Source organism: Brevibacillus sp. HB1.4B (assembly GCF_013284285.1).
GTDB classification, from domain to species: Bacteria; Bacillota; Bacilli; order Brevibacillales; family Brevibacillaceae; genus Brevibacillus; species Brevibacillus porteri.
In genome coordinates this window covers 61,165-83,815 of sequence record NZ_JABSUT010000016.1, presented here as the reverse complement: position 1 = coordinate 83,815, position 22,651 = coordinate 61,165, and the positions used below count along the sequence as shown (strand labels likewise).

Sequence of the window (22,651 nt, the reverse complement as noted above, 5' to 3'; positions counted from 1 at the left end):
GAAGTGCGCCAGAGGTTTTCCTTTTATCCCTTATTTAAATACAGGTGCAGCAAATTGAGCCAGTCTCTCTGCAGACGTTTTCTCGACATCCGCATGCAAGCTGTTGCCATGCGCATCCATCGTTACGATTGCCGCGAAGCCTTTTACATTCAAGTGCCACATTGCTTCTGGAATACCGAATTCCATGAAGTCAACACCGTTTACTTTTTTGATGCAGCGTGCGTAGTATTGTGCTGCCCCACCAATTGCATTGAGGTAAACAGCTCCATGCTCATTCAATGCTTTCAGTGTTTTTGCACCCATTCCGCCTTTTCCGATAACGGCGCGGATTCCGAATTTCTTGATGATTTCGCCTTGGTAAGGCTCCTCACGGATGGAAGTCGTCGGACCAGCCGCTTTTACATGCCACTCACCCTCATGATCCTTCATCATAACTGGACCGCAATGGTAGATGATGCCACCATTCAGGTCCACTGGACAGTCATGATCCATCAGGTAGCTGTGCAGCGCGTCGCGTCCTGTGTGCATTTCTCCGTTGATGATAACCACATCGCCCACTTTCAGGCTGCGGATTTGTTCTTCCGTGATCGGCGCTTGCAGAACAACTTCACGAGGCTCATCGTCTGTTTCGTCCGCAGCTGCTACTGGCGTCAAGTCCATCGCCACTTCTTCATCTTTATACAGATAACGAAGGATTTCGCCAGTCTCCGGGTTCAGGCGAACACCTTGACGTCGGAAGGCCCAGCAGTTGTAGGCAACGGATACGAAGAAGCTTGCTGGCAGGCGGTTTTCCACGCCGATTTTACAGCCGAGCAGAGTCGCGTTTCCACCAAAGCCCATCGTTCCGATTCCGAGTTGGTTTGCGGTTTCCATGATGTAGTCTTCCAATGCAGCCAAATCAGCGTTTGGATTGACATCTTCTACTTTGCGGAACAATTGATGCTTCGCCAGTGCATAACCGGAGGTGCGATCGCCACCGATTCCTACGCCGATGAAGCCGGCACTACAGCCTTGTCCTTGTGCTTGGTATACTGCGTGCAAAATGCACTTGCGAATACCATCCAGATTACGGCCCACTTTGCCCAGACCTTCGAGCTCACAGGGCAGGGAGTATTGGATGTTCTTGTTCTCACAGCCGCCGCCTTTGAGAATCAGCTTGATTTCGATTTCATCCTCTTCCCATTGCTCGAAGTGAATGACAGGAGTACCTGGTCCGAGGTTGTCCCCTGTATTTTCACCCGTCAAGGAATCTACGGAGTTGGAACGCAGCTTACCTGTTTTGGTTGCTTCTGCAATCATTTCTTTGATGGCTTGTTTAATGATCAGCTGGTTTACTCCAACCGGAGTTCTTACTTCGAAAGTTGGCATCCCCGTATCTTGACAGATCGGAGAAACATTTTCTTCTGCCATGACGACGTTTTCCGCAATCGTAGACAAAGACAGCGCTGCACGAGTGCCAAGATCCTCTTTCACTTTAGCTGCATTGACGGCACGACGCACGTCTGGTGGTAGATTCGTAGAAGTATCCGTGATGAGTTCCAGAATGCTTTGCTTCAAGTTTTCCATCTATGACGCCCCTTTTGACGTAGTGGTGTAAATGGTAGCATAAACCGCCTATTATTATAGCACACGCTCCCCCACCTGTCCGTAGATTGCTGTCCAAAGAGTGCGTGAAACATTCCGTAATCGTGCTTCGTCTTATTACCGACAACAAATTTTGGCAAGAAGCAGATATGAGGGGGATCAAAATGAAAAGAACATTTGCCGGGCTTCTCGCCTCCATGATGGTGGTGACCGCTATACCCTTCCTGTTCGCAACAGGTACAGTAGCGGAGCCAACCGTTCAAGCCGCATCTACAGAAGAGTTGCCAGTAGTCGGTTCCTATGCGGAGCTAAAAAAGCTCATGCAGTCATCAGACCTGGACAGCTACCATTACGCCACCATGGAAACGACTGCCGCTATGCCAGTAGCAGCACCTAGCACAGCCAACAAAGTAGCGGACACTTCCGGTGGCGCTGTTCGCGGTGATTTTTCCACAACGAACACACAAGTGCAGGGCGTCGATGAAGCAGATATCGTAAAGTCAGATGGAACTTATCTTTATCAATCTACGCAAAATGAAGTACGCATCATCAAAGCGTATCCAGCCACCGAGATGAAGGTCGCAAGCCGTATCAGCTATGACAATGGAAAATTCGTACCACAAGAAATGTACGTAGACGATCGTAGACTCATCGTAATCGGGCAAGCGGATGAGACCATCTCCTATCCTCCAGGTCCTGCTTCCAAAAGAGGCATCCCCCGATACCAAGGAATGCAATCCGTGAAAACCATGATCTACGATATTACGGACAAAAAACAGCCTCGGCTCATTCGTCAACTGGAGCTAGAAGGCCAGTACATGTCGTCCCGCAAAATCGGCGCGAGCTTGTACGTGACAGCCAACCATTACATGGATACGTATCGTATTATGCAAGAGAAAGCAGAAGTGCCAGGTCCAACGTATAAAGACAGCGTCCATCATAACCAATACCAAACCATTCCCTACAGCGAGATTCGTTACTTCCCGGATCACTTTCGTCCAGAGTATTTGATCGTCGCCGGCGTGAATCTGGATGATGCAAAACAAAAGATGTCATTGAATACGTATCTTGGTGCTGGCGAGAACATCTATGCATCCACCAAAAATCTATATGTAGCCGTCACCCAGAACAGTGCTCAGCCAGTAGCGGTTAAGCAAAAAGGAGCGACAACTCCTTTGATTGCACCTCCCATCGAGTCTGATACAACCATTTATCGTTTTGCCATGAACAAGGGAGACATTCGGTATACGGGAAAAGGGTCGGTGCCTGGACGCATTCTGAACCAGTTTTCTATGGATGAAAACGACGGTTATTTCCGAATCGCCACCACGAGCGGGAACATGTGGCGAGACGATGAGCTTACGTCAAAAAACAACTTGTATGTTCTCGACAACAAACTCGAGGTATTTGGCAAGCTGGAAGGCATCGCTCCAGGAGAACGCATTTACTCTGTCCGTTTCATGGGAGATCGTGCCTACATGGTGACCTTCAAAAAAGTCGACCCGCTGTTTGTTCTCGATCTGAAGAAGCCTTCTGCTCCAAGCGTACTAGGTGCCCTCAAAATTCCAGGTTACAGCGACTATTTACACCCGTATGATGAAAACCATATCATCGGTTTTGGCAAAGAAGCAGAATCTGATAAAGACTGGGCGTACTACCAAGGGATGAAAATTGCCCTCTTTGACGTCAGTGATGTAACGAAACCGAAGGAAAAGTTCAAGACTGTTATCGGGGACAGAGGAACAGACTCCGAGCTATTGCGCAATCACAAGGCTCTGCTGTTCTCCAAAGAAAAAAATCTGCTAGCTTTTCCTGTATCCGTCCACGAACGGACAGCTGAACAAAAAGCCAAAAACGATATGCGCGAGTATGGCCACTTTACTTTCCAAGGTGCCTATGTATATCAGCTCGATCTGCAAAAAGGATTTCAACTGACAGATCAGATCACCCATCTGTCGAAGGAAGATGTCGCGAAAGCAGGCGAAGGCTGGTACGACAGCTCCAGTAACATTAAACGGATACTCACGATTGGCGACACACTCTATACCGTTTCTGACGATTACGTCAAAACACAGCAGCTCTCTACCCCCAAAAAAGAGAATATCTTGCCATTGACGAAATAGCGGTAATGCTCTGTCATGCGGACAGGTTCTGTGCTAAGATGGGGTAATAGATGCAGCGTAAATAGAGAGGGTGTCACTACGTGGAGTATTTGAGTTTTAATTTGACATCAACGCTGGCAGGGATTGCGGCTGTGCTGTTGGTTATGTTTTTTCGCCTGCACTGGCCCTTCCGCTTTCAGTACATGGCCAATCTATTCAAACGGCGTTTGAATATTCGATTGCGCTGGCTGGAGGCTTCCTATCGGAAGAACCGTTCCCGTGCTGTCGCTATGCTGGATAAATCAACACATGAGATCATGCTTGGCAATTATGAAATGGCCGAAAAATATATCGTTCAAGGAATCAACGTTTGCAAAGAACGACCAACGTTATTCAATCAAGCGATGATTCACTACTTGTTTTACAACCTGGCGATCGTTTACTATTCATCCGAACGATACAACGAATCATTGGAAGTGGCGTTTCGTATTTACCAGCGTGATCAGGGAATGACTGATTCCTTAGCTCTTATTGCCTGTTCACACGCCCGCCTGGGTGAAGTAGAGAGTGCGATAGAAGCTTACCAGCTGATCGCAAGCAAACGATCGGCAAAAGACTGGAAGCTCTTCTGCTTGGCAGAGATTGAAGCTGCCAAAGGAAATTACGAGCGAGCCCTTTCCCATCTCAAGCAATTGATGGACAAATCAGCCAGTCTGTTGCATCTGAATCACACCGTACTGGAAAAACGCTTGGAAGAGTGGAAAAAAGCCTCTACACAAGCCAGCTAATCGATTGACGACCGCACATTGCTTTATGTGTGCGGTTTTTATTTTCCTGTCCCCGTAACGCTGCTCTATGCACAGTCGTATAACTATCATGAAAGTGAGGTATTTTTAATGAAAAAATTCAATGTATCTATACTTGCTGTCTCAGCACTTGTACTCGGTCTCGCTGTAGCGGGCTGTACACCTGGAAAAGATTCTGCTTCTTCCTCTACAGAGGCACTGGCTAAAGTAGGAACAGTCTCTATTTCCAAAGATCAAGTATACGAGGCTATGAAAAAAGAAGCTGGGAAACGCGTGATGTCTGATCTCATCATAAAGGAAGTATATAAACAAGAAGCGGTTGCACAAGGAGTCACGGTAAGTGATCAGGAACTGGACGCAAAAATTAACCCAATCAAAGAAAAAATGGGGCCTGAGAAATTCCAAGAGTATTTGACTGAAGAAGAAATTACCGAAGATGAATTGCGTGAGAGATCACGTTTGATCCTGTTAAGGGACAAGATGTTCGAGAAAGCTTACCCGATCACGGAAGAGCAAATCAAGGAATACTATGAGAAAAACAAAGAAAAGCTCGAAGGTACGTTGGAAGAAGTACGTCCAAAGGTAACGGAGAAAGTCAAAGATAAAAACAAACGCTCCAACATGAGCACGTGGATCAAGGAATTGAAGAAAAAGCATAATGTTCAAATTTTGGACAAAGCATTTGAAAAAGTAGAGGATACAGAGAAAGAAACGGACAAAGCAGAACTTCCTGCTTCAAAATAAATCGGACAAAAAAGACTTGTGTCAGCCTGTTGAGGCGCACAAGTCTTTTTTATCCATATTACCTACGTGCAATGGCAATGAGTTCCTGCAAAAACACCTTAATTTCGCCTTGAAGAATAGGGCCATGACCAGTGGCTAAATACTCAATGGGCCAATCCTGCAAAATCTCCAAGCCCTCCGTAAACTCCGCCGCTCGCTCTGGTTCACGTGCTACCCATTGCTTCAAGTGTTCTTGATAAGCTGTCCGACAGTCCACTTCTCCGCCAACGATTTGACCGAGTTCTGTGTTTTCAAAGCACAAATGATCGCCAACAAAGCAAATTTTCGTCTGGGGATCAAAGAAGGCAACAGAGCCTTCTGTATGAAAAGAAAGCTGTCGGAAACGCAGGGAAGGCAGATCTCCCCCACTACCTGTAAACGTATGGCCGAATAGCGTCTGTGAAAAATCGTCCAGTCCGTAATAATCGTCGAGGTGAATCCAATTGTTTCGAGAAGGGAACATATCGGCATTTCCAATATGATCAGCATGTCGATGAGTGAAGTAGACATATTCCGTTCGCTCTGGCTTGACCCCGATCTCTTCCAACGCCTGTTGAAAATAAGAGCGTTGCTTGCGCTGGTGAGAATCAATCAATACAAAGGCATTCCCTTGTTTGATCACATAGCTGTTTACGAAGCTATTCCACGCTTCCTCATAGGTGATGATCGCCCAGGTGGAGTCTGTGATTGGTGCAATCACATTGTTCATGCCTCCATCTCTCCTCTCCTCCCAGATACAATTTCTTATTGCTATTATACACAATCATGCACAACCGTGCTGATTCGTGCCCAAACTTATCCGACACAATCAGACTGTCGCCTCTTCCCCTAAGCTTACCCAAGATCTTCCTTGCGAGCGTTGAATGTGAACAGGTACACCGAAAAAGCTTGTCAGACGCTCTGCCGTCAGGACCTCATCTGTTGTTCCAGCCTGGTCTACTTCTCCCGCTTTTAGCAGCAAGGTATGCGTGAAGCAAGGCAAAATTTCTTCGATGTGATGGGTGACATAAATGAGAGTTGGTCCGTTTGGCTGTTTGGCGATTTGTTCGATCATGGCCAACAGCTGTTCTCTTGAAAGCAAGTCCAGTCCAGTGCAAGGCTCGTCTAGGATGAGTAATCGAGGGGAAGCCATCAATGCACGAGCAATCAGTATTTTTTGTCTCTCCCCTTGCGATAAAGCCGCAAAACGTCTGTTTTTTAATGCACGGCATCCAAAAGTATCGAGTAAATCCGACGCTTTCTCTACGTCTGCCTCCTCTGGAACGGAATACAAGCCGATGGTTGCTTCTCGTCCACTCAAGACGACACGGAGTGCGGTTTCATGCTCGTGAAGCTGTGCCATCAGTGCTGTGCTTACCCAGCCGATTGATTTGCGCACCTCGCGTAAGTCGACTGTTCCGTAAAGATTGCCTAATACACTGACCTCTCCCTTTGTCGGCCACACATAGCCACAAATGATATTCAACAGACTGGTTTTACCAGAGCCGTTTAAACCGACTAAACACCAATGCTCCTTGTCTTGCACTTGCCAGGCAATGTCTCGCAGAATCGTTGTTTCATCCCTTTGCCAGGTAACCTTTCTCACATCAATGATCATGCTCTCTCCACTCCTGACTCTCACAGTTGTATGTGAAAAGAACCTCCATGGCATATGGAAGCACACGGAGGCCCTAACACAAAAACAGTTTCGTTAAAATTTGCCTTGAAACTTAAATACAATCTCCGCAAACAGCGTAGCGAAGAGGAACGTGCCGGTAAAGACGACGAGAGACACGACTACGATACGCCAGCTAAGCTGTTTGAATAGATGAACGTCTTTTCCGAGTGATAGACCTGCATACGCGAGAATCGGCGTGGCCAATGCGAGCAGATTGATCTTGGCAATCGCAGCAGCCGTATATTCGTTCCCTGGAAAAAACGGGGATGTCGCAAGCATCGCAAACAAAGAGATCCATACAATGACGGGAGATTTGAACGGTAGAATGCGAGTGAAGCCCATTCCGATTAACGTAATGACCGCCAAGAGCAAAATACCTGGCAAAGATTCCATGAATGGTACTTTATAACCGATCCAGTTACCGATGAGTGCAATGAAGCCAATGATAAAAATCGTCAAGATTTGATTCATGCGCTTTTTCTCCCCCCTTCTGCTGCAGAAGAAGCACCTTTGCGCCCAATAATAGGCTCAAGCCATGCGTACAGCTTTTGTGTGACCGGCAAGGAGAAGAAGATACATACGTACGTTCCGACGATACTCATCATCAAGTTTGCCGCTCCAGAATAAAAGGCAATGTCTTTTTGCGCTTCTGGGAAAATGACAGCCAATGAGCCTGTTGCTGCTGCCATCATACTACCGGAACCAACCGCGGCTCCCATCGCCAGAGAAATCGGGTGAAACAACCCACTGCTTCCTAAAATACTTGCAAGAATTGACATATAAATGGCACCAAACAAGGTTCCGCAAATATATACGCCCAACGCGCCGCGAGCTTCGGCAGAGTTTGCTCCAAACTTTTCCACGATAATCGCCAAGTTTGGCTCACGGTCGAGAGAATAAGTAGCCCCAATTGCTTCACGCTTCAGACCCAGCCACAATGCGACTGGCAAACCAAATGCGATTGTCCCTACAATGTGTCCCATCTCTTGAACAATCAAAGATACACCAGAACCAAGTAGCTTAGGCAGCTCAGGACCGATATTGGCTCCCAGCTTCGCAATAAAGATCAAGAACGAAACACCCAAAATATTGGCTGCGACGTTCATTTCTTTTTCGCTCAAAAATTTAAACTTTGGCCAGCTGATTGCCCCGCCTAAAACAAGGGCGTAGAGCATCGGAAACAGAGCGATAACCCCGATGCCAATACTGATTTTCTTTGTCCCGATAAATTCTGTCAATGCGACGAGAACAAGTACGATAAAATGCAGCTTGTACTCATTGACGCGTCCCTCTGCCATACAACATCCCCCTCACTCTATCTCGCTCTACTCCATGACGACTTTTTGAGCTGCCCGAACAAACAATTCCACGCCGCGTACCATTGCATCCTCATCAAAATCAAAACGTGGATGATGGTGCGGATACGTAAAGCCTTTGTCTGGATTGCCAGCACCCAATTGAATAAAACAGCCTGGAGCTTTTTTCAAATACTCAGAGAAATCTTCACCCGGCATCAAAGGATCAATGTAAATAATCTCTTCTTCTCCCCAACGCTCGCGGATCGTATCCTCCATCAGCTTCGTCACCTGCTTGTCGTTGACAACCGATGTGTAGCCATGTGAGAACGTCAATTCATAACTTGCGCCATGCGCTTCCGTAATTCCTTTGACAATTCGTTCAATCCACATCGGAATATTTTTGCGAATCTCCGCATCGAAACATCGCGTGGAGCCTGTCAGTGTCATCGAATCCGGAATGATGTTATAAGCTGTCCCTGCATTCAGCATCGTCACCGAAATAACGACCTTGTCCAACGCACTGACATTGCGGGATACAATTTGTTGCAGGCCAGTAATAACCTGTGCCCCAATGACGATCGGGTCAACCGATGCTTCCGGTTGCGAGGAGTGCCCGCCTTTGCCTTGAATCTTGATATCGAAGCGATCTGTCGATGAAGTAAGTGCCCCGTAAAGTACACCGAATTTCCCGACAGGCATGTACGATGCCAAATGAATGCCGATAATCGAATCCAGTCCGTCTGCTGCACCAGCTCTTACGATTTCAGCAGCACCACCTGGCGGCAGCTCCTCGGCATGCTGGAAGAAGAAACGAACCTCGCCTTTAATTTGATCCTTGTACTGGGACAAAATTTTTGCGGCTCCCAACAGCATCGCTGTATGACCGTCATGTCCGCACGCGTGCATCACGCCAGCTTTTCCTGATGCATATGGCACATCATTTTCTTCATGGATGGGGAGCGCATCAATGTCAGCACGAATGCCAAGAACTTTTCCTGGCTGTGATCCGATCAGTCGAGCGACGACACTCGTTTTAGTTGGCCGCGAAAGCTCTAAATTCCCGAAAGATTCCAACGTTTCGTAAATAAATTGAGACGTCTTCTCCTCTTCAAACGACAATTCTGGATGCTGATGGAGATATCTTCGCCATGAGACTACCTGCTCAGCTACTTCATCCGCCCATTTCTTCGTTTCCAAACTCACACGATCACTCCTTTTTCTGCTTTCTTCCTCAAAATCTTCCGAATCAGTTAAGTTTAACTAAAAAAAATATCGTTTTGTGAATTCTATCACGGAACGATGAAAATAACAAATGTCCATTCCACAAGGACAAAGCTGTCGAATCTACATCTGTAACTGTCTATTTATTTGTTATTTTAGAATTTTCCACCGATAATGTCCATGTAAAATATACTATTTGTAACAATAAAAACATTTGCTCTGTTAGAGTGGGAGCTTTTCTAGAGAAAAGCCCTTGTCCTATTCTACATTTACTGCAAAAACGACAAAGCGATTCGAAAATTGTCCCAGCCACATTTCTCCATTCCCTACCATCACGCCTTGATCATTGACAAACGTATCTGTTACCTTTTGCTGTAAAAACGCTTCCTTTACCTTCCCCGTCATGATTCGATCATACTCTTCCAAAAATTGCTGTTCATCTCGGATAAAATGGCTTTTTCCGTCTTTGTTCACACGCAGTGGATACCTGATATGCTTGGCTACTTCTGTCTTGTCATTTTTTTTGACCGCCTCTTGAAGTTTTCCATAAAAGGATTCGAATGCGCCTGCATTTGTAATACCCGCGACTTCATACCGATTCGAGGTATTTCCTTCACGCACATATCCGCCATATCCACTCACCTGTGGAACCAAACTCGTCGTTGCGTGAGCCATCAGCGCGATTCCCATTGCAAGCAACACCCATCTCATTCTTTTCATCGCGTTCCTCCCATATGTATTTCTATTTCCTTCCTACTGTTAGCTTTTCGTCCTCTGCCATTCGTTATGCAAAATCACCTTCTACGAAAAAAAGCCCTTATGCCAATACTGACATAAGGGAGGCTCTGCCAACTTCTTTTCCATTAGGAGTCCCGAAATTTCGCTTCCTGACGTTTAATGTCTTCCTCCGAATTGCCCAGCGCAGCTTGCGGGCCTTTGAAATGCTTCCGGTAATAAGCCAAATCCATGATCAGAAGCACCAAAAACATGGCTATCAAGGCATACCCAGCTGTTTGATTGGGTGGAATCACCATCATAATCGAGATGAAGAGGATCCAAATCAAGCTCAGCACATTAATGGGTTTACTCCAGTTCCCCAAATGCCAGGGACCGTAATGCTTCCGTTGAAATAGTCCTCGCGATTCCGCCCGGAGCTTGAGGTACAAGGGGATTCCGTAGGCGACATAAAGCCCAACGACACTTACCGCCGTAAGAAATGCCAAAGTGGTATACGTCGTATTCGGATTGATGCTTTTCACGATGTAATCGAACAAGGCAAGCGCAAAGGAAAGAATGATAACCAGCCAAATTGCTTTTGCTGGCGTTCTGTACTTGGTCGATATTTCCGCCCACTGGTGGCTCCACGGCATTCCTTTGTCACGTGAAAACGCATACAACATTCGCGAGAAGGAAGTAATGGACGCCAAGCCACAGAACCACATCGCAAAGGTAACCAGCCACAACACCACTGAACCAAATGTACCTCCTAATGCCTCGCTAATCACGTAAATAAATGCATTTTCCGCTTCACTCGCAGCCGCTGCGTTTTTGATGGATAAGGTGACAAAAGCAAGCATGATAAATCCAAAAATAAAGGAAAAGGCCACAGACGTATAAATCCCCCAAGCAGCACGAACCCGCGGATTAATCGTTTCTTCAATCGTATGCGCAGATGCATCATAGCCAGTAAACGTCCACTGCGCTTGTAACAACCCAATTAAAAAAGCAATCGCGTACGGCTTGTCAGAAAAGGTTTGACCGACCTGAAAGAGGTAATCAAGCGGTTGCAAATCATGACGGGAAAAAAAGACGAGACTTCCGACGAGTATGACGACGACGCCAATATGGTACCAAGCGGAGAAGTCATTTAACCGGGCCACGAGTCGAATTCCAATGTGGTTAAACGTACCGTGCAAAAGGAGTGTGATCCCGAACAGGATTAACGTGGTTGTTTCTGTTGAGGTATAACCAAACGCACTCGCTAGCAGTGGGTCCGCAAACAAAGAGAACGAATAGTCAATACCTGCGACTATCCCGATTTGGCCAATGAGATTGATCCACGCTGTGTACCACCCCCACCGTTTGCTACCTAAAATGGCTGCCCAGTGATACAGCGCTCCAGCTGTAGGGATCGCTGATGCGAGTTCAGACATCGATGCTGCAATCAGGATGACAAATAACGCTACCAAGGTCCATCCGAAGCCCATCATGCCAGAACCGCCATACAGTAATCCGTGCCCGTACAAGGATACTGCACCTGTCAAAATAGAGATAATCGAAAATGAGATCGCAAAGTTCGAAAAGCCACCCATATCCCTCAGTAATTCCTGCGCATAACCAAACTTGTTCAGGTCTCTCTTGTCCTCGAGTAATTGCTGTTCTTTTTCCTGCCGCATTTCGTTATCCCTCCCTTCCCTTCTCTGCTTGGGAACCGATAAAGCTTTCATGCGCGCTTTCATCAAATTGCCGGACGCTTTCGTTTGCCCGATACCCAATGGCAATCGCAACTCCAATGGTAAACAGCAATAAGACGACACCTAGAGCCAGCATTCTCTCCCTCCTTTCGTCCTAGATGCAATTCCTTGACAAGTTAGCAGGAATAGTACATTTTACGTGCCAATTTGACAGCTATACCACCTCATTTGGCTGGCAAATGCAAAACAAAAGAGCAACTCATGAGAGCTGCTCCTCTTGTTTAACTAGCGCCTTTTTGGGCTTGCAAATAAAAGGCTACGTCTTCACTCGATAACGGTCTGCTGAATAAATAGCCTTGAACTTCTTCACACAGATGCTCCTGCAAAAACGCAAGCTCCTCCTTTGTCTCGACCCCTTCCGCGATCACACGCAGTTGCAAATGATGCGCCATGGAAATAATCGTGGATACGATGGCCTGATTGGAAGGGTGTCCGATCATGTCGCGCACAAACGAGCGATCTATTTTCAAACGATTCAACGGAAATTCTTTCAGATAGTAGAGAGAACTGTAGCCCGTTCCAAAATCGTCAATCGCAACGTGCACCCCTAATTGCTTCAGTTCCTTCAATGCCTGTGTGGCGCGTTGGACGTCGATCATGCTGCTTTCTGTGATTTCCAGCTCCAAGTATTCCGGTGCCAACCCTGTCTGGTGTAGAATCTCAGCGACCATCTGGGTAAAGTCTTGTTTGAGAAATTGACGCGCAGATAGATTAACGGCTACCCGAAGCGACATGAGTCCCTGCTCTTGCCATTGTTTGTTCTGTTTGCAGGCCGTCCGCAGCACCCATTCTCCAATCGGTACGATCAACCCGGTTTCTTCTGCTACAGAGATGAATTGGTCTGGCAAAAGCAATCCTCGTTCAGGATGATTCCAACGAATCAACGCTTCTACACCAACGATTGCGCCTGATTTGGCACATACCTGTGGCTGGTAATGCAATAAAAATTCTTTCCTAGCCAAAGCGCGATTCAATTCATTTTGAATATTCATTTTGTCATTCACTGCTTGTTCCAGATTCGGTACGTACAGGTGGAAACTGTTCTTCCCTTTGTCTTTGGCTGCATACATTGCCGCATCTGCATTACGCATCAAGACACCTCTGTCTTGCCCATCTTCTGGATATCGAGAAATCCCGATACTCGTCGTTATGTACAGCTCGTGCCCATGGATAAAAAATGCCTGTTCAATCCTTTGGTTGATTTCATTCGCTATGGATGAAACTTCTTTTTCCATGACATCCGTTAGAATCACCATGAATTCGTCTCCGCCAAGCCTGCTCACCGTTCCTTTTTTGCCCACACAATCCTGCAAACGCAAGGAGGCTTCCTGAAGTAACAGGTCACCAAAATCATGCCCCAAGGAATCGTTTACCAGCTTGAAATGGTCGAGATCCAGAAACAACACGTATACTTGCTGATCCTTTTTTTGTGCCTCCATGATCGCCTGATCCAGTTGCTGTTCGACAAAACGGCGATTCGGCAAACCAGTCAACGAATCGTGAAAAGCGAGATAATTGATTTTTGTCTCGTATTCTTTCTTATTGGTAATGTCTCTCACAATCATAAAGACACCCGTAATCTGCTGATCGACAAACACGGGGGTATGGGTCATGTTCAGATGAAGCTGACGACCCTCGCTCGTGGTCAAGGTGATCTCGTAGTTGTGCGCCTCACCTTGCACTGCATTTGTAAAGTTTGTCGATATGAGCTCGGCATCTTTAGAAGCACACATCTTCATTAATTTTTCGAGAGGCAAGCTCCGTTCCTTTGTCAATCGCATTGCCGCAGGATTCATGACGCTTTGGCTACCATCGATCGAGTAAAAGATCACCCCGTCGTAATTGTGCTCAAATAGCGATTTATAGCGTTGATCACTTTCTAGCACGCGCAAGCTCTTCCCTGCGAATTGCTTGTCCACGTATACAGAAGCCAATGTCACGACCAGAATCATTACGATGACAATGCCAATCATAGTAGCGATCAGGCCCGAATCATCATGCGAGATCACTGCGATTGTCATGTGCTCGTGAGCGACGAATGTGGTGGCGTACATACCAATGTAATGCATACCGGTAATGGCTGCCCCCATCAACAGCCCTGCAATAATTTTACGCCAGAGACCTTTTACTGGGTCCACCGAACGCAATTGAAACGTAAGAATCAACGCAACCATCGAAACCAAGATGGCAACGAAAATAGATATGGTAAACCATAGCCAATCGTACAGAATAATGGCGTTCATCATCATCGCTGCCATCCCTGTATAATGCATTCCGGCGATACCAGACCCAATGACAACCGATCCTGTTACTACCCTCGTTTTGGACATGGACTGCTCGCTCACGATCCATAATGTAAGCGCTGATGATAAAACGGCCAAAACAATCGAGAAAAATACAATCAGGTTATCATATTGGACGGCAATCGGAAGATGCAAGGCAAGCATGGCAACAAAATGCATAGCCCAAATACCAAGCCCCATGGAGACGGCTCCAGCACATAACCAAAACACACGTCCCCTGCCTTTTGCAAAATGGAGACGTGCGCCTAGATCTAATGCTGTGTATGACGCCATTGCTGAAATAAAATAGGAGAGAAAAACCAGAGTCATACTATAGGATTGGTCAAGACTATTCATTACATTCTCCTTCAAAAACCTCTACCGAAGTTTACTCACAAGGAACGTCCGCGCTTTCACGGAAAGTTAATTGGCGTACCTGTGACATTCTCCCATCTTATCCGTTTTATAATTCTCTGGCAAGAAGCCGACGACGTTCCCCTTTTGGAGATACTACAAAGGAATGCTGCTGCAAAGGAGGGAGATTTCCTTGATCCGTATGGGCTATGCCTGCATCAGTGTAAAGACGAAGAACAATCCAAACAAAAAAACGACGGTTGCCCAAGTAAATAAATTAGATCCCCAAGCTCGGTTAAAAAAGCTGCGGCAAGTTATGCAGGCAAACTTTTTCAATTTAATGGATTTGCTTGCTTATAATGTTGAAAATCATATCTTTTTGTATCGACTTCCTTCTGAATTTGTTCCACTCGCTACTCATCCAGTTGCAGCTGAATGGGATTGGGCAAAAGAATTCGCATGGGACTTCCAAAAAGCAGGGAAATATATCCGCAATCATGGCATTCGTTTGACAGCTCATCCCGGACATTACAGCATATTGAACAGCGACAAGCCTTCTGTGCTGGAATCGACGATTGCTGATTTTTCCTACCATGCAAAAGTGTTTGATTTACTGGGGCTCGACGATAATTCCGTCTTGGTGACGCACGTGGGAGGAGTATACGAAGACAAAGCCTCTTCTCTCGATCGTTTTGCATCCAACTTCGAGCTGCTTCCTGAAAACGTCAAACGTCGCTTAGTCGTGGAAAACGATGACATGTCTTTTACCATGCGCGAGGTACTGGAGCTGTGCGAACGGATCGGTGTGCCGATGGTGCTCGATATTCACCATCACAACTGCCATTCTGATGGCGAAGATTGGGCGGAATTCCTTCCACGCATTATTCAAACCTGGGGAGAGCGCACACCGAAGATGCACATGTCCTCGCCTAAGTCAGCAAATGACTTTCGCGCTCATGCAGACGATATTGATCCCGAGGCGTTCCTGACATTTGTCAGTGCGCTGGCGGATTACAATGTGGACATCATATTGGAATGCAAAAACAAAGATGATGCCTTGCTTACTTTAAGGCGCGAGTTAAAGAAAAAAGGAGTCGCTGTTGAAGCATTTACGAATTGAGTATGGAAAAGGACGCCGCTTAATTAGCTGGCGTCCTTCCTCGTGCGTTCAAAATGAACATCCGCAGTCACACCCACGCCCTCGTCTATGACCCCTTCTCTGTCGGCAATTGTATCCGGAGGAAGAGCTACCGCCACTCGAAGATGATGAGCCTCGACCAAAGGAACTGCTACCGTCATTCCATAATTGGCAACGGTCATGATAATGATGCATTCTCCGTTCATGATGTTTGTAATGTCTGCGGTATTCCATGTATTTGCGGCGATTTTCACGATGCTCATCGCATTTGTGGTGGAAATACTGCATCCGGTCCATATGGAACTGGAATTTAAACAGGTACAGCTCCAGATCCCTTCCTATGTTCTCATTCGGTCGCGCATTCGGCCTGACATTCGGTCTAATATTTGGTCTAATATTTGGTCTTAGATTTGGCATCATGTTTGGACTTTCATTCGGTCTAATATTTGGTCTGATATTCGGTCTTAGATTTGGCATCATGTTTGGACTTTCATTCGGCCGCACATTTGGTCTGACATTCGGCCTTACGTTCGGTCCGACATTTGGCCTCATGTTTGGACTTTCGTTTGGCCGGACGTTCGGCCTGACATTCGGTCTCATGTTTGGACTCTCATTCGGTCGCACGTTTGGTCTCACATTGGGTCTTACATTTGGCCTCATGTTTGGGCTCTCATTTGGCCTGACATTCGGTGAAGCGTTAGGCATAGGGTTTGCCGGCATAGGGTTTGCCGGCATCCGGTTCGGTGGCATTGGCATTGGATTCGACGGTTTGAGGTTTGGTGGCATCGGATTTGGCGGCATTGGATTTGGCGGCTTGAGATTTGGTGGCATTGGATTCGCTGGCATCCGATTTGGCGGCATTACGTTCGGCACGTTCGGGTTAGCCAGATTGGGAGCAGGCATGATCGGTTTTTGCGGCATTGGGCGCGCAGGAATAGAATGATTCGGATTGATTGGACTTTCCGACTTGGGCTTTTCAGGAGAAGGCTTCATAGGTGACGGCATCGATGGAGACGGCAATGGCATCGCTGAAGAAGGCGGTTTCGGCATTTCTTTAGGACGCCTTGGGAGTGCGGTAGGCATAGGCGGCATCTTACGTCGCTTTTCCACGGAAACTACACGTCCTTTCGGATGAAATAACACAGTACATGGTATGACATTTATCCAACTCGAGAGACGACTCTCGCCCAGTTTGAAAAAAAGGACTAAGCCCGTTTTTTACACTCTAGGGAAGTCGCCGTGACAAGATCATCTTGACTGCACGTAGGCATTTGATACAATGATAGCAATAGCTAAAATAATCAGACAGTTGCACATGAACGAAAGTGAGGAAGAACGTATGCCGCCACGAATGCAGGCTTGCACGTTTTCATCCAATCACATACATGCTCTCGAGCGAGGGGTTAGGATATGATATCCTAACCCCTCGCTCTTTTCGTTCTCTGCTCTGCTAAAGGAGGAAATTACAGATGAATCAGCAAGCAAATGTTGTAAAAGTAGATGGGGATCAATTACGTATCGAAGATGTTGTTTCCATCGCAAGAAGCGCCACCCACATCCAATTGACCGAAGAAGCATTGAATCGTGTTCGTGACTCACGTGCCATGGTGGAGAGAATGGTATCGCAGCAGGAAGTCGTATACGGAATCACCACTGGCTTCGGAAAATTCTCCGATGTCATGATCCACGATGAGGACGTAAGCAAGCTGCAAGAAAATTTGATTATGAGTCATGCTTGCGGGATGGGGGACCCTTATGCCGTTGAAGTTGTCCGTGCGATGATGGCTTTACGCATCAATGCGTTAGCAAAGGGTTATTCGGGAATTCGGGAAGAGACATTGCTTCAGCTTGTAGAACTATGCAATCGAGGGGTTCATCCGATTATTCCTCAACAAGGTTCCCTTGGTGCAAGCGGCGACTTAGCCCCTCTCGCTCATATGGTACTGGTTATGCTCGGCAAAGGTGAAGCGCTCGTCAATGGCAAGCGACTATCCGGAAAAGAAGCACTGAGTGAAGTAGGTCTCTCCCCAATTCGACTGGAGGCAAAAGAAGGTCTGGCTCTGATTAACGGTACACAGGCAATGACTGCACAGCTTTGCCTCGCCTTGTATGATTCGCGAGTTCTGCTTGAAAGCGCTGAATTGATTGCGGCCATGACGATTGAAGCGCTGCGCGGAATTCCAAAAGCCTTTGATCCCCAGCTCCATCTCGTCCGCCCGCATCCAGGACAGCAGGAATCAGCAAAGCGCTTGCTCCAGCACTTATCCGGCAGCAAACGTACAACTGCGCAGGGTGAGCTACGTGTCCAAGATCCATATAGCCTTCGTTGCCTCCCTCAAGTACATGGTGCAACTCGTGATACGCTGGAGTATGTATGGACCACGGTTACACGCGAATGCAATAGCGTCACTGATAACCCTATCCTTTTTACAGAAACAGGCGACGTTATCTCCGGCGGAAATTTCCATGGTCAGCCAATGGCATTCGCAGCTGATTTTCTTGCCATTGCCATGGCTGAGCTTGCAAATATTTCCGAAAGACGCACAGAACGTCTTGTCAATCCGCAGCTAAGTGGTCTTCCCGGATTCTTAACCGAAAATGGCGGACTCCATTCTGGATTTATGATTACACAATATGTAGCCGCTTCCATCGTTTCTGAAAACAAAGTGCTCTGCCATCCCGCATCAGTCGATTCGATTCCGTCATCTGCCAATCAGGAGGACCATGTCAGCATGGGAACGACTTCTGCTCGCAAGCTTCGTACAATCGTATCGAATGTCACCAAGGTGCTTGCCATTGAATATTTGGCAGCAGCTCAAGCTATCGATTTTGGCTCGGGAGATCTCGGGACAGGTACAGCGCGAGCCTATGAGCAATTGCGTCGGGTGATTCCCCGCCTGCATGAAGACCGAGAAATGCATCCTGATCTCGTAAAGGCAGAAGAGCTGATCCAACAAGGCACACTCGCATTTGTAACGGAATAATCGTTCGTGTATAGGAACCATTGTCTTTCTCTGCTAGAATGGAGCTAAGGATAAGCATGTAGTCAAACCACTAGATGTATGGAGGGCTGTCTCATGAAAGCAGGCAGAGAACTGGACCATCCTGAGTACCTGTTGCTGTTTGATGGGGTTTGTCATCTGTGCCACGGTGCTGTGCAGTTTATTTTGAAGCGTGATCCGCATGGACACATTCACTTTGCTTCCTTGCAGTCACAGAGAGCGCAGGAAATTTTGTCTCATTACAACTATCAGGAAAAAGACATGTCATCCGTGGTCTTTATCGCCAACGGACAGCTATATACAAAATCGGATGCGATCTTGCATGTTGGCCGCAAGCTTCAAGGTGGATGGCCTCTGCTGTCAAACGTAGCTCGGCTCATCCCGAGACCTGTCCGCAATCCGATTTATGATTGGGTCGCGAGAAATCGCTATCGGTGGATGGGCAAAGCAGAACAATGCATGCTTCCTACCCCACAGATCAGATCCCGCTTTTTAGATTAAAAGGAAAAGGAGAAGTCGCTGTCCTACCGCGGCTCCTCCTTTTTTTATTCGCTGTGCCCAATTATTCGTTCTTGAATGACAATCCCTTTTCGTTCAATGCTGTCCGAAGTTTCGGCATAGATGCTGGCCCCATCCCATGAAATTTCAGGATCTCTTTTTCGCTGTAACTAGCGAGCTGTTCCAAAGTTTTGATTCCATTTTGTTCCAGAACCCTTCTAGCTGGTGCCGAGAGCAGAGAAAGAAATCCTGTGTCCGGTTTGCGTTCTTGCTCACAGAGTGGACAAGTCGGACAATCACTGCTTTTCATGTATGAATGACCATTCGCGCAAGTCCTTACCGTTTTTTTGGAAGTTGTCATGGCACATATCCTTTTTATTTCGACGTCGCTAGTGGATGCTCATCGCTCACATAGTCAGCCGCTTTGGCATTTGCCTCTACCTGTGATGGACTCTTGCTGCCTGGGATCACAGTGGTGACTGCCGGATGCTTGAGGCACCACGCCAATGCCCATTGCGCCATATTCATTCCTTCTGGAACTTCATTTTTCTTGATTTCTTCTACTTGGAGCAACAGCTTGTTGACATGCTCCTGATCGTGTCGATGTCGCACATCGTTTCCACCGAATACAGAACCCGGCTTATACTTTCCGCTCAAATAACCACTCGCCAACGGAACGCGCGCCAGCACACCCAAATCTTGCTGCTGGCAAGAAGCAAAAACAGCTTCTTCCGGCTTTTGATCCAAACGATTGTACACCACTTGGATTGCTTTTGCATTCACCGAAGTAGCGGCAGATGTTTGATGCATGTTGTCGTTTTTCGCAATCGAGAGGCCGAGATGACGGATCGTTCCTGCCTGCACCTGTTTGTCGAGGTAAGTCCACAAGCCATCATTATCAAATGCCTCGTCAGGTCCCGAGTGGAATTGGTACAAGTCAATATAGTCGGTTTGCAAGGCTTGCAGCGATTTTTCTAATTGCTGCTGAACTTCACTTGCTCCGTAATGATTGGTTCGAGAAAATTTGTCATGAAAATGATGCCCGAATTTCGTCGCCACAATCCAGTCTTCCCGGCGGCTTTTTTTCAAATATCCTCCGATAAGCTGTTCGGACAGATGATCTCCGTAGCATTCCGCTGTATCAATCAAGTTGATGCCGAGATCTTTTGCTTTGTCGAGAATCTGGTCAACAGCTTCTTGCGAGAAATCCATTCCCCACTCCCCGCCAAATTGCCACGTACCTACACCAATTACGGATACGTTCAGATCCGTTTTTCCTAATCTGCGGTACTTCATTGCCCGATTCCTCCTCATTATGGATAAACGAGAATCCCCTGAACGAATGTTCGTTCAGGGTGAAGACTAAAAAAAATTATATGATTTTCTCGATGTTCAATTGACTCACAAAATCTTGCAGATTCCCTTTTCGTTCTTTGCGCATTTTCTTGCGCTCATCCGCAGTTGCCATCAATCTCTCTTCTTCCTCTGTTTCAGGGGCAATGGCTGGCACATCAGTCGGATTCCCTTCCTCATCTAGGGCAACAAAGGTGAGAAATGATGTCGCGGTCAAAATGCGCTTGCCGGTCTGGAGATTTTCCGAGATGACTTTTACGAAAATCTCCATAGATGTTCTACCTGTTGACGAAACAAACGCTTCCAGGCAGATAGAATGCCCCATTTTGACGGGAGCAAGAAAGTCAATCGAGTCAATTGATGCTGTCACAACAGGGCGACGCGAATGTCGCATCGCAGCGATTGCAGCTACCTCATCTATATAAGCCATCATCGTACCACCAAAAATAGTTCCATGGTAATTCGTATCAGATGGCTGAACCAGTGATGCCTGAATTGTACGAGATTCTTGAGTTGTCTTGACGTTCATCGCTGTTGCTCCTTTATCAATCTACTTGATGCATACATCATCATATCACAAGGCATTCAACGTTCCAATTGATAGCTGCTCGCAAGCATGCCTTCTATTCTTTCTGCATCTTCTTGCAAAATGTAACGTAACAAAGGGAGATTCCACTCATAGGCTGGGCGATAGCCGTCTAAAGCAAACAACTTGTCATCTATGTGCGTGGCAAGCTTTCGGCGGGCCGGACTGGCACAGTAAAACTGCTCCAAATAATCCGTACCCCATCTGGAAAAGGAGGACGTTTCGTTGGTAACCGCCGTTAGCAGGATCCCTTCCCCTGTATCAATCAAATCGATTGGATACAGTTGACAGCTAAATGGCTTGAGCGGCTCAACTTCACGACCAGCCTGCTCGGCATAAGCATGAATCGCACAGCCGTAGCGCCCATTGTTTTCTTGATAAAACAAACAATTGCCATGTCGCATGCGAATAGTTCCTGGCGGCTCATTACGATCCCAAACCCCATGAAGAAGCCAATGATTGCGTTCAGACCTATCTTGGAGTCCAGCAGAGATAGAGGGGATCTCCCCCTCCATGATTGGAATCTGCCACTCTTCTACGGCGTAAGGCTGTCCACCCTCACAGCAGGTCTCGCGATGAACCGTCCTGCAATTCCAACAGTCCAAGTGAAACAAGGCCTGGAGGGCTGTAACATCAACCAAATATTGTCCCGCTCTCACCAAGGAATGCTTGTTTTTCTTTATATATTTTTCGCAGTGGTACGCCTCTTTATCAGACATGGGATCGGGCGTACCTACATAACGAAAAGCTCGCTTCGTTTTCATTTTTGCAAAACAATCTCCGATTCTGTTCCAAAAATACGCAAATGGCCTTCCTCATAGCTAGCCAAATCCACTTCATCACCTGGAATTTCCATCAGGATTTCCATTTCTTCTCCCTCTGCTGTCGTAAACACGAGCAGGAGATCTTTTTCCTCAAATTCGTTGTCAGTCAGCTTGACTTCGAGGAGCTCGGCTTGGAATTGTGTTACCTCTTCCTCTTCTTCACTATCAGTATCCCATTGGGTAAAAGCTACGGAAGCCTTTTGATTTTTATACTCCGCCAACAGTTGAATCAATTGCTCGTGTTGCTGAATGTCCATCTTGTAATCCCTCCGAAATGGTTCATACTGCCCATCATAACAAAGTAGCTCTTAAAAAGCCAAAAAGAAATACCGCTTCGCTGTGGGAAGCGGCTATTTCTCTTCTGCCTGTTAGCTTACTTTGCTAATGGTCTGGGCTAACGCAAAATCTTTACCGGTTAAACCTTTTGCCTCGCGGGTGGCTAACATAAACGTGACCGTTCCACCTGCCAAATGAATTTCCACGTGCTGATTGTCATGCTCAAGCATCTCTGCCACACGGTTGACGAAACTGATCGCAGTGGAAAAGTCACGACAGTGGTATGTGCGTGATAGTGCCATTCGGTCTTCTACCAGCTTCCAGCCAGGTACTTTGCTCAGATACAATTTGACCTGTTCTAAAGACAGCTTGCTCATTTTAGCAATGCCCCCTTTTACCCGATGAATGGTTGT

Annotated in this window: 25 protein-coding genes; 8 read left to right on the top strand and 17 right to left on the bottom strand. The window is 46.8% G+C overall.

What is annotated here, in order from left to right; all coding sequences use genetic code 11:
• Positions 1–30: 30 nt before the first annotated feature.
• The gene (locus HP398_RS28390) at positions 31–1,566 is read right to left on the bottom strand and encodes a fumarate hydratase (RefSeq protein WP_173624285.1); all 1,536 of its coding nucleotides are present in this window, start codon (positions 1,564–1,566) and stop codon (positions 31–33) included.
• A gap of 182 nt (positions 1,567–1,748) precedes the next feature.
• On the opposite strand from HP398_RS28390, the gene HP398_RS28385 reads away from it, so the two are divergent.
• From HP398_RS28385 to HP398_RS28375, 3 genes are all read left to right on the top strand, one after another.
• Positions 1,749–3,707, top strand: coding sequence for a beta-propeller domain-containing protein (locus HP398_RS28385; protein WP_173624284.1), 1,959 nt, complete (start codon positions 1,749–1,751; stop codon positions 3,705–3,707).
• An 80-nt stretch (positions 3,708–3,787) separates the two neighbouring features.
• Positions 3,788–4,474: a tetratricopeptide repeat protein gene (locus HP398_RS28380; RefSeq protein ID WP_017247834.1), complete on the top strand. Its 687-nt coding sequence runs from the start codon at positions 3,788–3,790 to the stop codon at positions 4,472–4,474.
• Between the two features lie 108 nt (positions 4,475–4,582).
• Positions 4,583–5,236: a SurA N-terminal domain-containing protein gene (locus HP398_RS28375; protein WP_026043010.1), complete on the top strand. Its 654-nt coding sequence runs from the start codon at positions 4,583–4,585 to the stop codon at positions 5,234–5,236.
• A gap of 58 nt (positions 5,237–5,294) precedes the next feature.
• Here the strand turns inward: HP398_RS28375 and HP398_RS28370 are convergent, their stop codons facing one another.
• The 9 genes from HP398_RS28370 to HP398_RS28330 form a co-directional block, all read right to left on the bottom strand.
• Positions 5,295–5,984 carry an MBL fold metallo-hydrolase gene (locus HP398_RS28370; protein ID WP_017247833.1) on the bottom strand — a complete coding sequence of 230 codons (690 nt, stop codon included), beginning with the start codon at positions 5,982–5,984 and terminating at the stop codon, positions 5,295–5,297.
• A 99-nt stretch (positions 5,985–6,083) separates the two neighbouring features.
• Entirely contained in the window at positions 6,084–6,872 is a 789-nt protein-coding gene (locus HP398_RS28365) for an ABC transporter ATP-binding protein (RefSeq protein WP_173624283.1), read from the bottom strand.
• 93 nt (positions 6,873–6,965) lie between these two features.
• On the bottom strand, positions 6,966–7,403 hold the full coding sequence (locus HP398_RS28360) for a hypothetical protein (protein ID WP_017247831.1): 438 nt from the start codon (positions 7,401–7,403) through the stop codon (positions 6,966–6,968).
• Complete coding sequence (locus tag HP398_RS28355; RefSeq protein WP_017247830.1) at positions 7,400–8,230, bottom strand: DUF3100 domain-containing protein; 831 nt, start codon at positions 8,228–8,230, stop codon at positions 7,400–7,402. Before HP398_RS28355 ends, HP398_RS28360 begins: the two co-directional genes overlap by 4 nt.
• A gap of 27 nt (positions 8,231–8,257) precedes the next feature.
• The gene (locus HP398_RS28350) at positions 8,258–9,433 is read right to left on the bottom strand and encodes an amidohydrolase (protein ID WP_017247829.1); all 1,176 of its coding nucleotides are present in this window, start codon (positions 9,431–9,433) and stop codon (positions 8,258–8,260) included.
• A gap of 276 nt (positions 9,434–9,709) precedes the next feature.
• A complete protein-coding gene (locus HP398_RS28345; RefSeq protein ID WP_173624282.1) occupies positions 9,710–10,171 on the bottom strand; it encodes a hypothetical protein in 462 nt (153 codons plus the stop codon).
• Positions 10,172–10,314: 143 nt separating this feature from the next.
• Positions 10,315–11,847 (bottom strand): amino acid permease, encoded by a 1,533-nt coding sequence (locus tag HP398_RS28340; protein ID WP_017247827.1) that lies wholly within the window; start codon positions 11,845–11,847, stop codon positions 10,315–10,317.
• Between the two features lie 4 nt (positions 11,848–11,851).
• Positions 11,852–12,001, bottom strand: a complete 150-nt coding sequence (locus HP398_RS28335) for a hypothetical protein (RefSeq protein WP_017247826.1) — start codon at positions 11,999–12,001, stop codon at positions 11,852–11,854.
• 145 nt (positions 12,002–12,146) lie between these two features.
• Complete coding sequence (locus tag HP398_RS28330; protein ID WP_254476425.1) at positions 12,147–14,537, bottom strand: EAL domain-containing protein; 2,391 nt, start codon at positions 14,535–14,537, stop codon at positions 12,147–12,149.
• A 217-nt stretch (positions 14,538–14,754) separates the two neighbouring features.
• On the opposite strand from HP398_RS28330, the gene uvsE reads away from it, so the two are divergent.
• Positions 14,755–15,681: a UV DNA damage repair endonuclease UvsE gene (uvsE, locus tag HP398_RS28325; RefSeq protein WP_173624280.1), complete on the top strand. Its 927-nt coding sequence runs from the start codon at positions 14,755–14,757 to the stop codon at positions 15,679–15,681.
• Positions 15,682–15,704: 23 nt separating this feature from the next.
• Here uvsE and HP398_RS28320 read toward each other — a convergent pair whose 3' ends face one another.
• A complete protein-coding gene (locus HP398_RS28320; protein ID WP_017247823.1) occupies positions 15,705–15,962 on the bottom strand; it encodes a hypothetical protein in 258 nt (85 codons plus the stop codon).
• 215 nt (positions 15,963–16,177) lie between these two features.
• Here HP398_RS28320 and HP398_RS28315 point away from each other — a divergent pair, with 215 nt between their 5' ends.
• The 4 genes from HP398_RS28315 (at position 16,178) to HP398_RS28300 (ending at position 19,202) form a co-directional block, all read left to right on the top strand.
• Positions 16,178–16,642 carry a hypothetical protein gene (locus HP398_RS28315; RefSeq protein ID WP_254476424.1) on the top strand — a complete coding sequence of 155 codons (465 nt, stop codon included), beginning with the start codon at positions 16,178–16,180 and terminating at the stop codon, positions 16,640–16,642.
• A 6-nt stretch (positions 16,643–16,648) separates the two neighbouring features.
• The gene (locus tag HP398_RS28310; RefSeq protein ID WP_017247822.1) at positions 16,649–16,834 is read left to right on the top strand and encodes a hypothetical protein; all 186 of its coding nucleotides are present in this window, start codon (positions 16,649–16,651) and stop codon (positions 16,832–16,834) included.
• Positions 16,835–17,168: 334 nt separating this feature from the next.
• Positions 17,169–18,683, top strand: a complete 1,515-nt coding sequence (hutH, locus tag HP398_RS28305) for a histidine ammonia-lyase (RefSeq protein WP_173624278.1) — start codon at positions 17,169–17,171, stop codon at positions 18,681–18,683.
• A 78-nt stretch (positions 18,684–18,761) separates the two neighbouring features.
• On the top strand, positions 18,762–19,202 hold the full coding sequence (locus tag HP398_RS28300) for a thiol-disulfide oxidoreductase DCC family protein (protein ID WP_017247820.1): 441 nt from the start codon (positions 18,762–18,764) through the stop codon (positions 19,200–19,202).
• A 61-nt stretch (positions 19,203–19,263) separates the two neighbouring features.
• Here HP398_RS28300 and HP398_RS28295 read toward each other — a convergent pair whose 3' ends face one another.
• From HP398_RS28295 to HP398_RS28270, 6 genes are all read right to left on the bottom strand, one after another.
• Complete coding sequence (locus HP398_RS28295) at positions 19,264–19,560, bottom strand: RNA polymerase alpha subunit C-terminal domain-containing protein (RefSeq protein ID WP_173624277.1); 297 nt, start codon at positions 19,558–19,560, stop codon at positions 19,264–19,266.
• 14 nt (positions 19,561–19,574) lie between these two features.
• Positions 19,575–20,495, bottom strand: a complete 921-nt coding sequence (locus HP398_RS28290; protein ID WP_173624276.1) for an aldo/keto reductase — start codon at positions 20,493–20,495, stop codon at positions 19,575–19,577.
• A 76-nt stretch (positions 20,496–20,571) separates the two neighbouring features.
• Entirely contained in the window at positions 20,572–21,081 is a 510-nt protein-coding gene (locus tag HP398_RS28285; RefSeq protein ID WP_017247817.1) for an acyl-CoA thioesterase, read from the bottom strand.
• A 56-nt stretch (positions 21,082–21,137) separates the two neighbouring features.
• Complete coding sequence (locus tag HP398_RS28280) at positions 21,138–21,902, bottom strand: DUF3109 family protein (RefSeq protein WP_017247816.1); 765 nt, start codon at positions 21,900–21,902, stop codon at positions 21,138–21,140.
• Positions 21,899–22,219: a hypothetical protein gene (locus tag HP398_RS28275; RefSeq protein ID WP_017247815.1), complete on the bottom strand. Its 321-nt coding sequence runs from the start codon at positions 22,217–22,219 to the stop codon at positions 21,899–21,901. The genes HP398_RS28280 and HP398_RS28275 overlap by 4 nt, the downstream gene beginning before the upstream one ends.
• A 111-nt stretch (positions 22,220–22,330) precedes the next feature.
• Positions 22,331–22,615, bottom strand: a complete 285-nt coding sequence (locus HP398_RS28270; protein ID WP_017247814.1) for a 4a-hydroxytetrahydrobiopterin dehydratase — start codon at positions 22,613–22,615, stop codon at positions 22,331–22,333.
• Between the last annotated feature and the right edge of the window lie 36 nt (positions 22,616–22,651).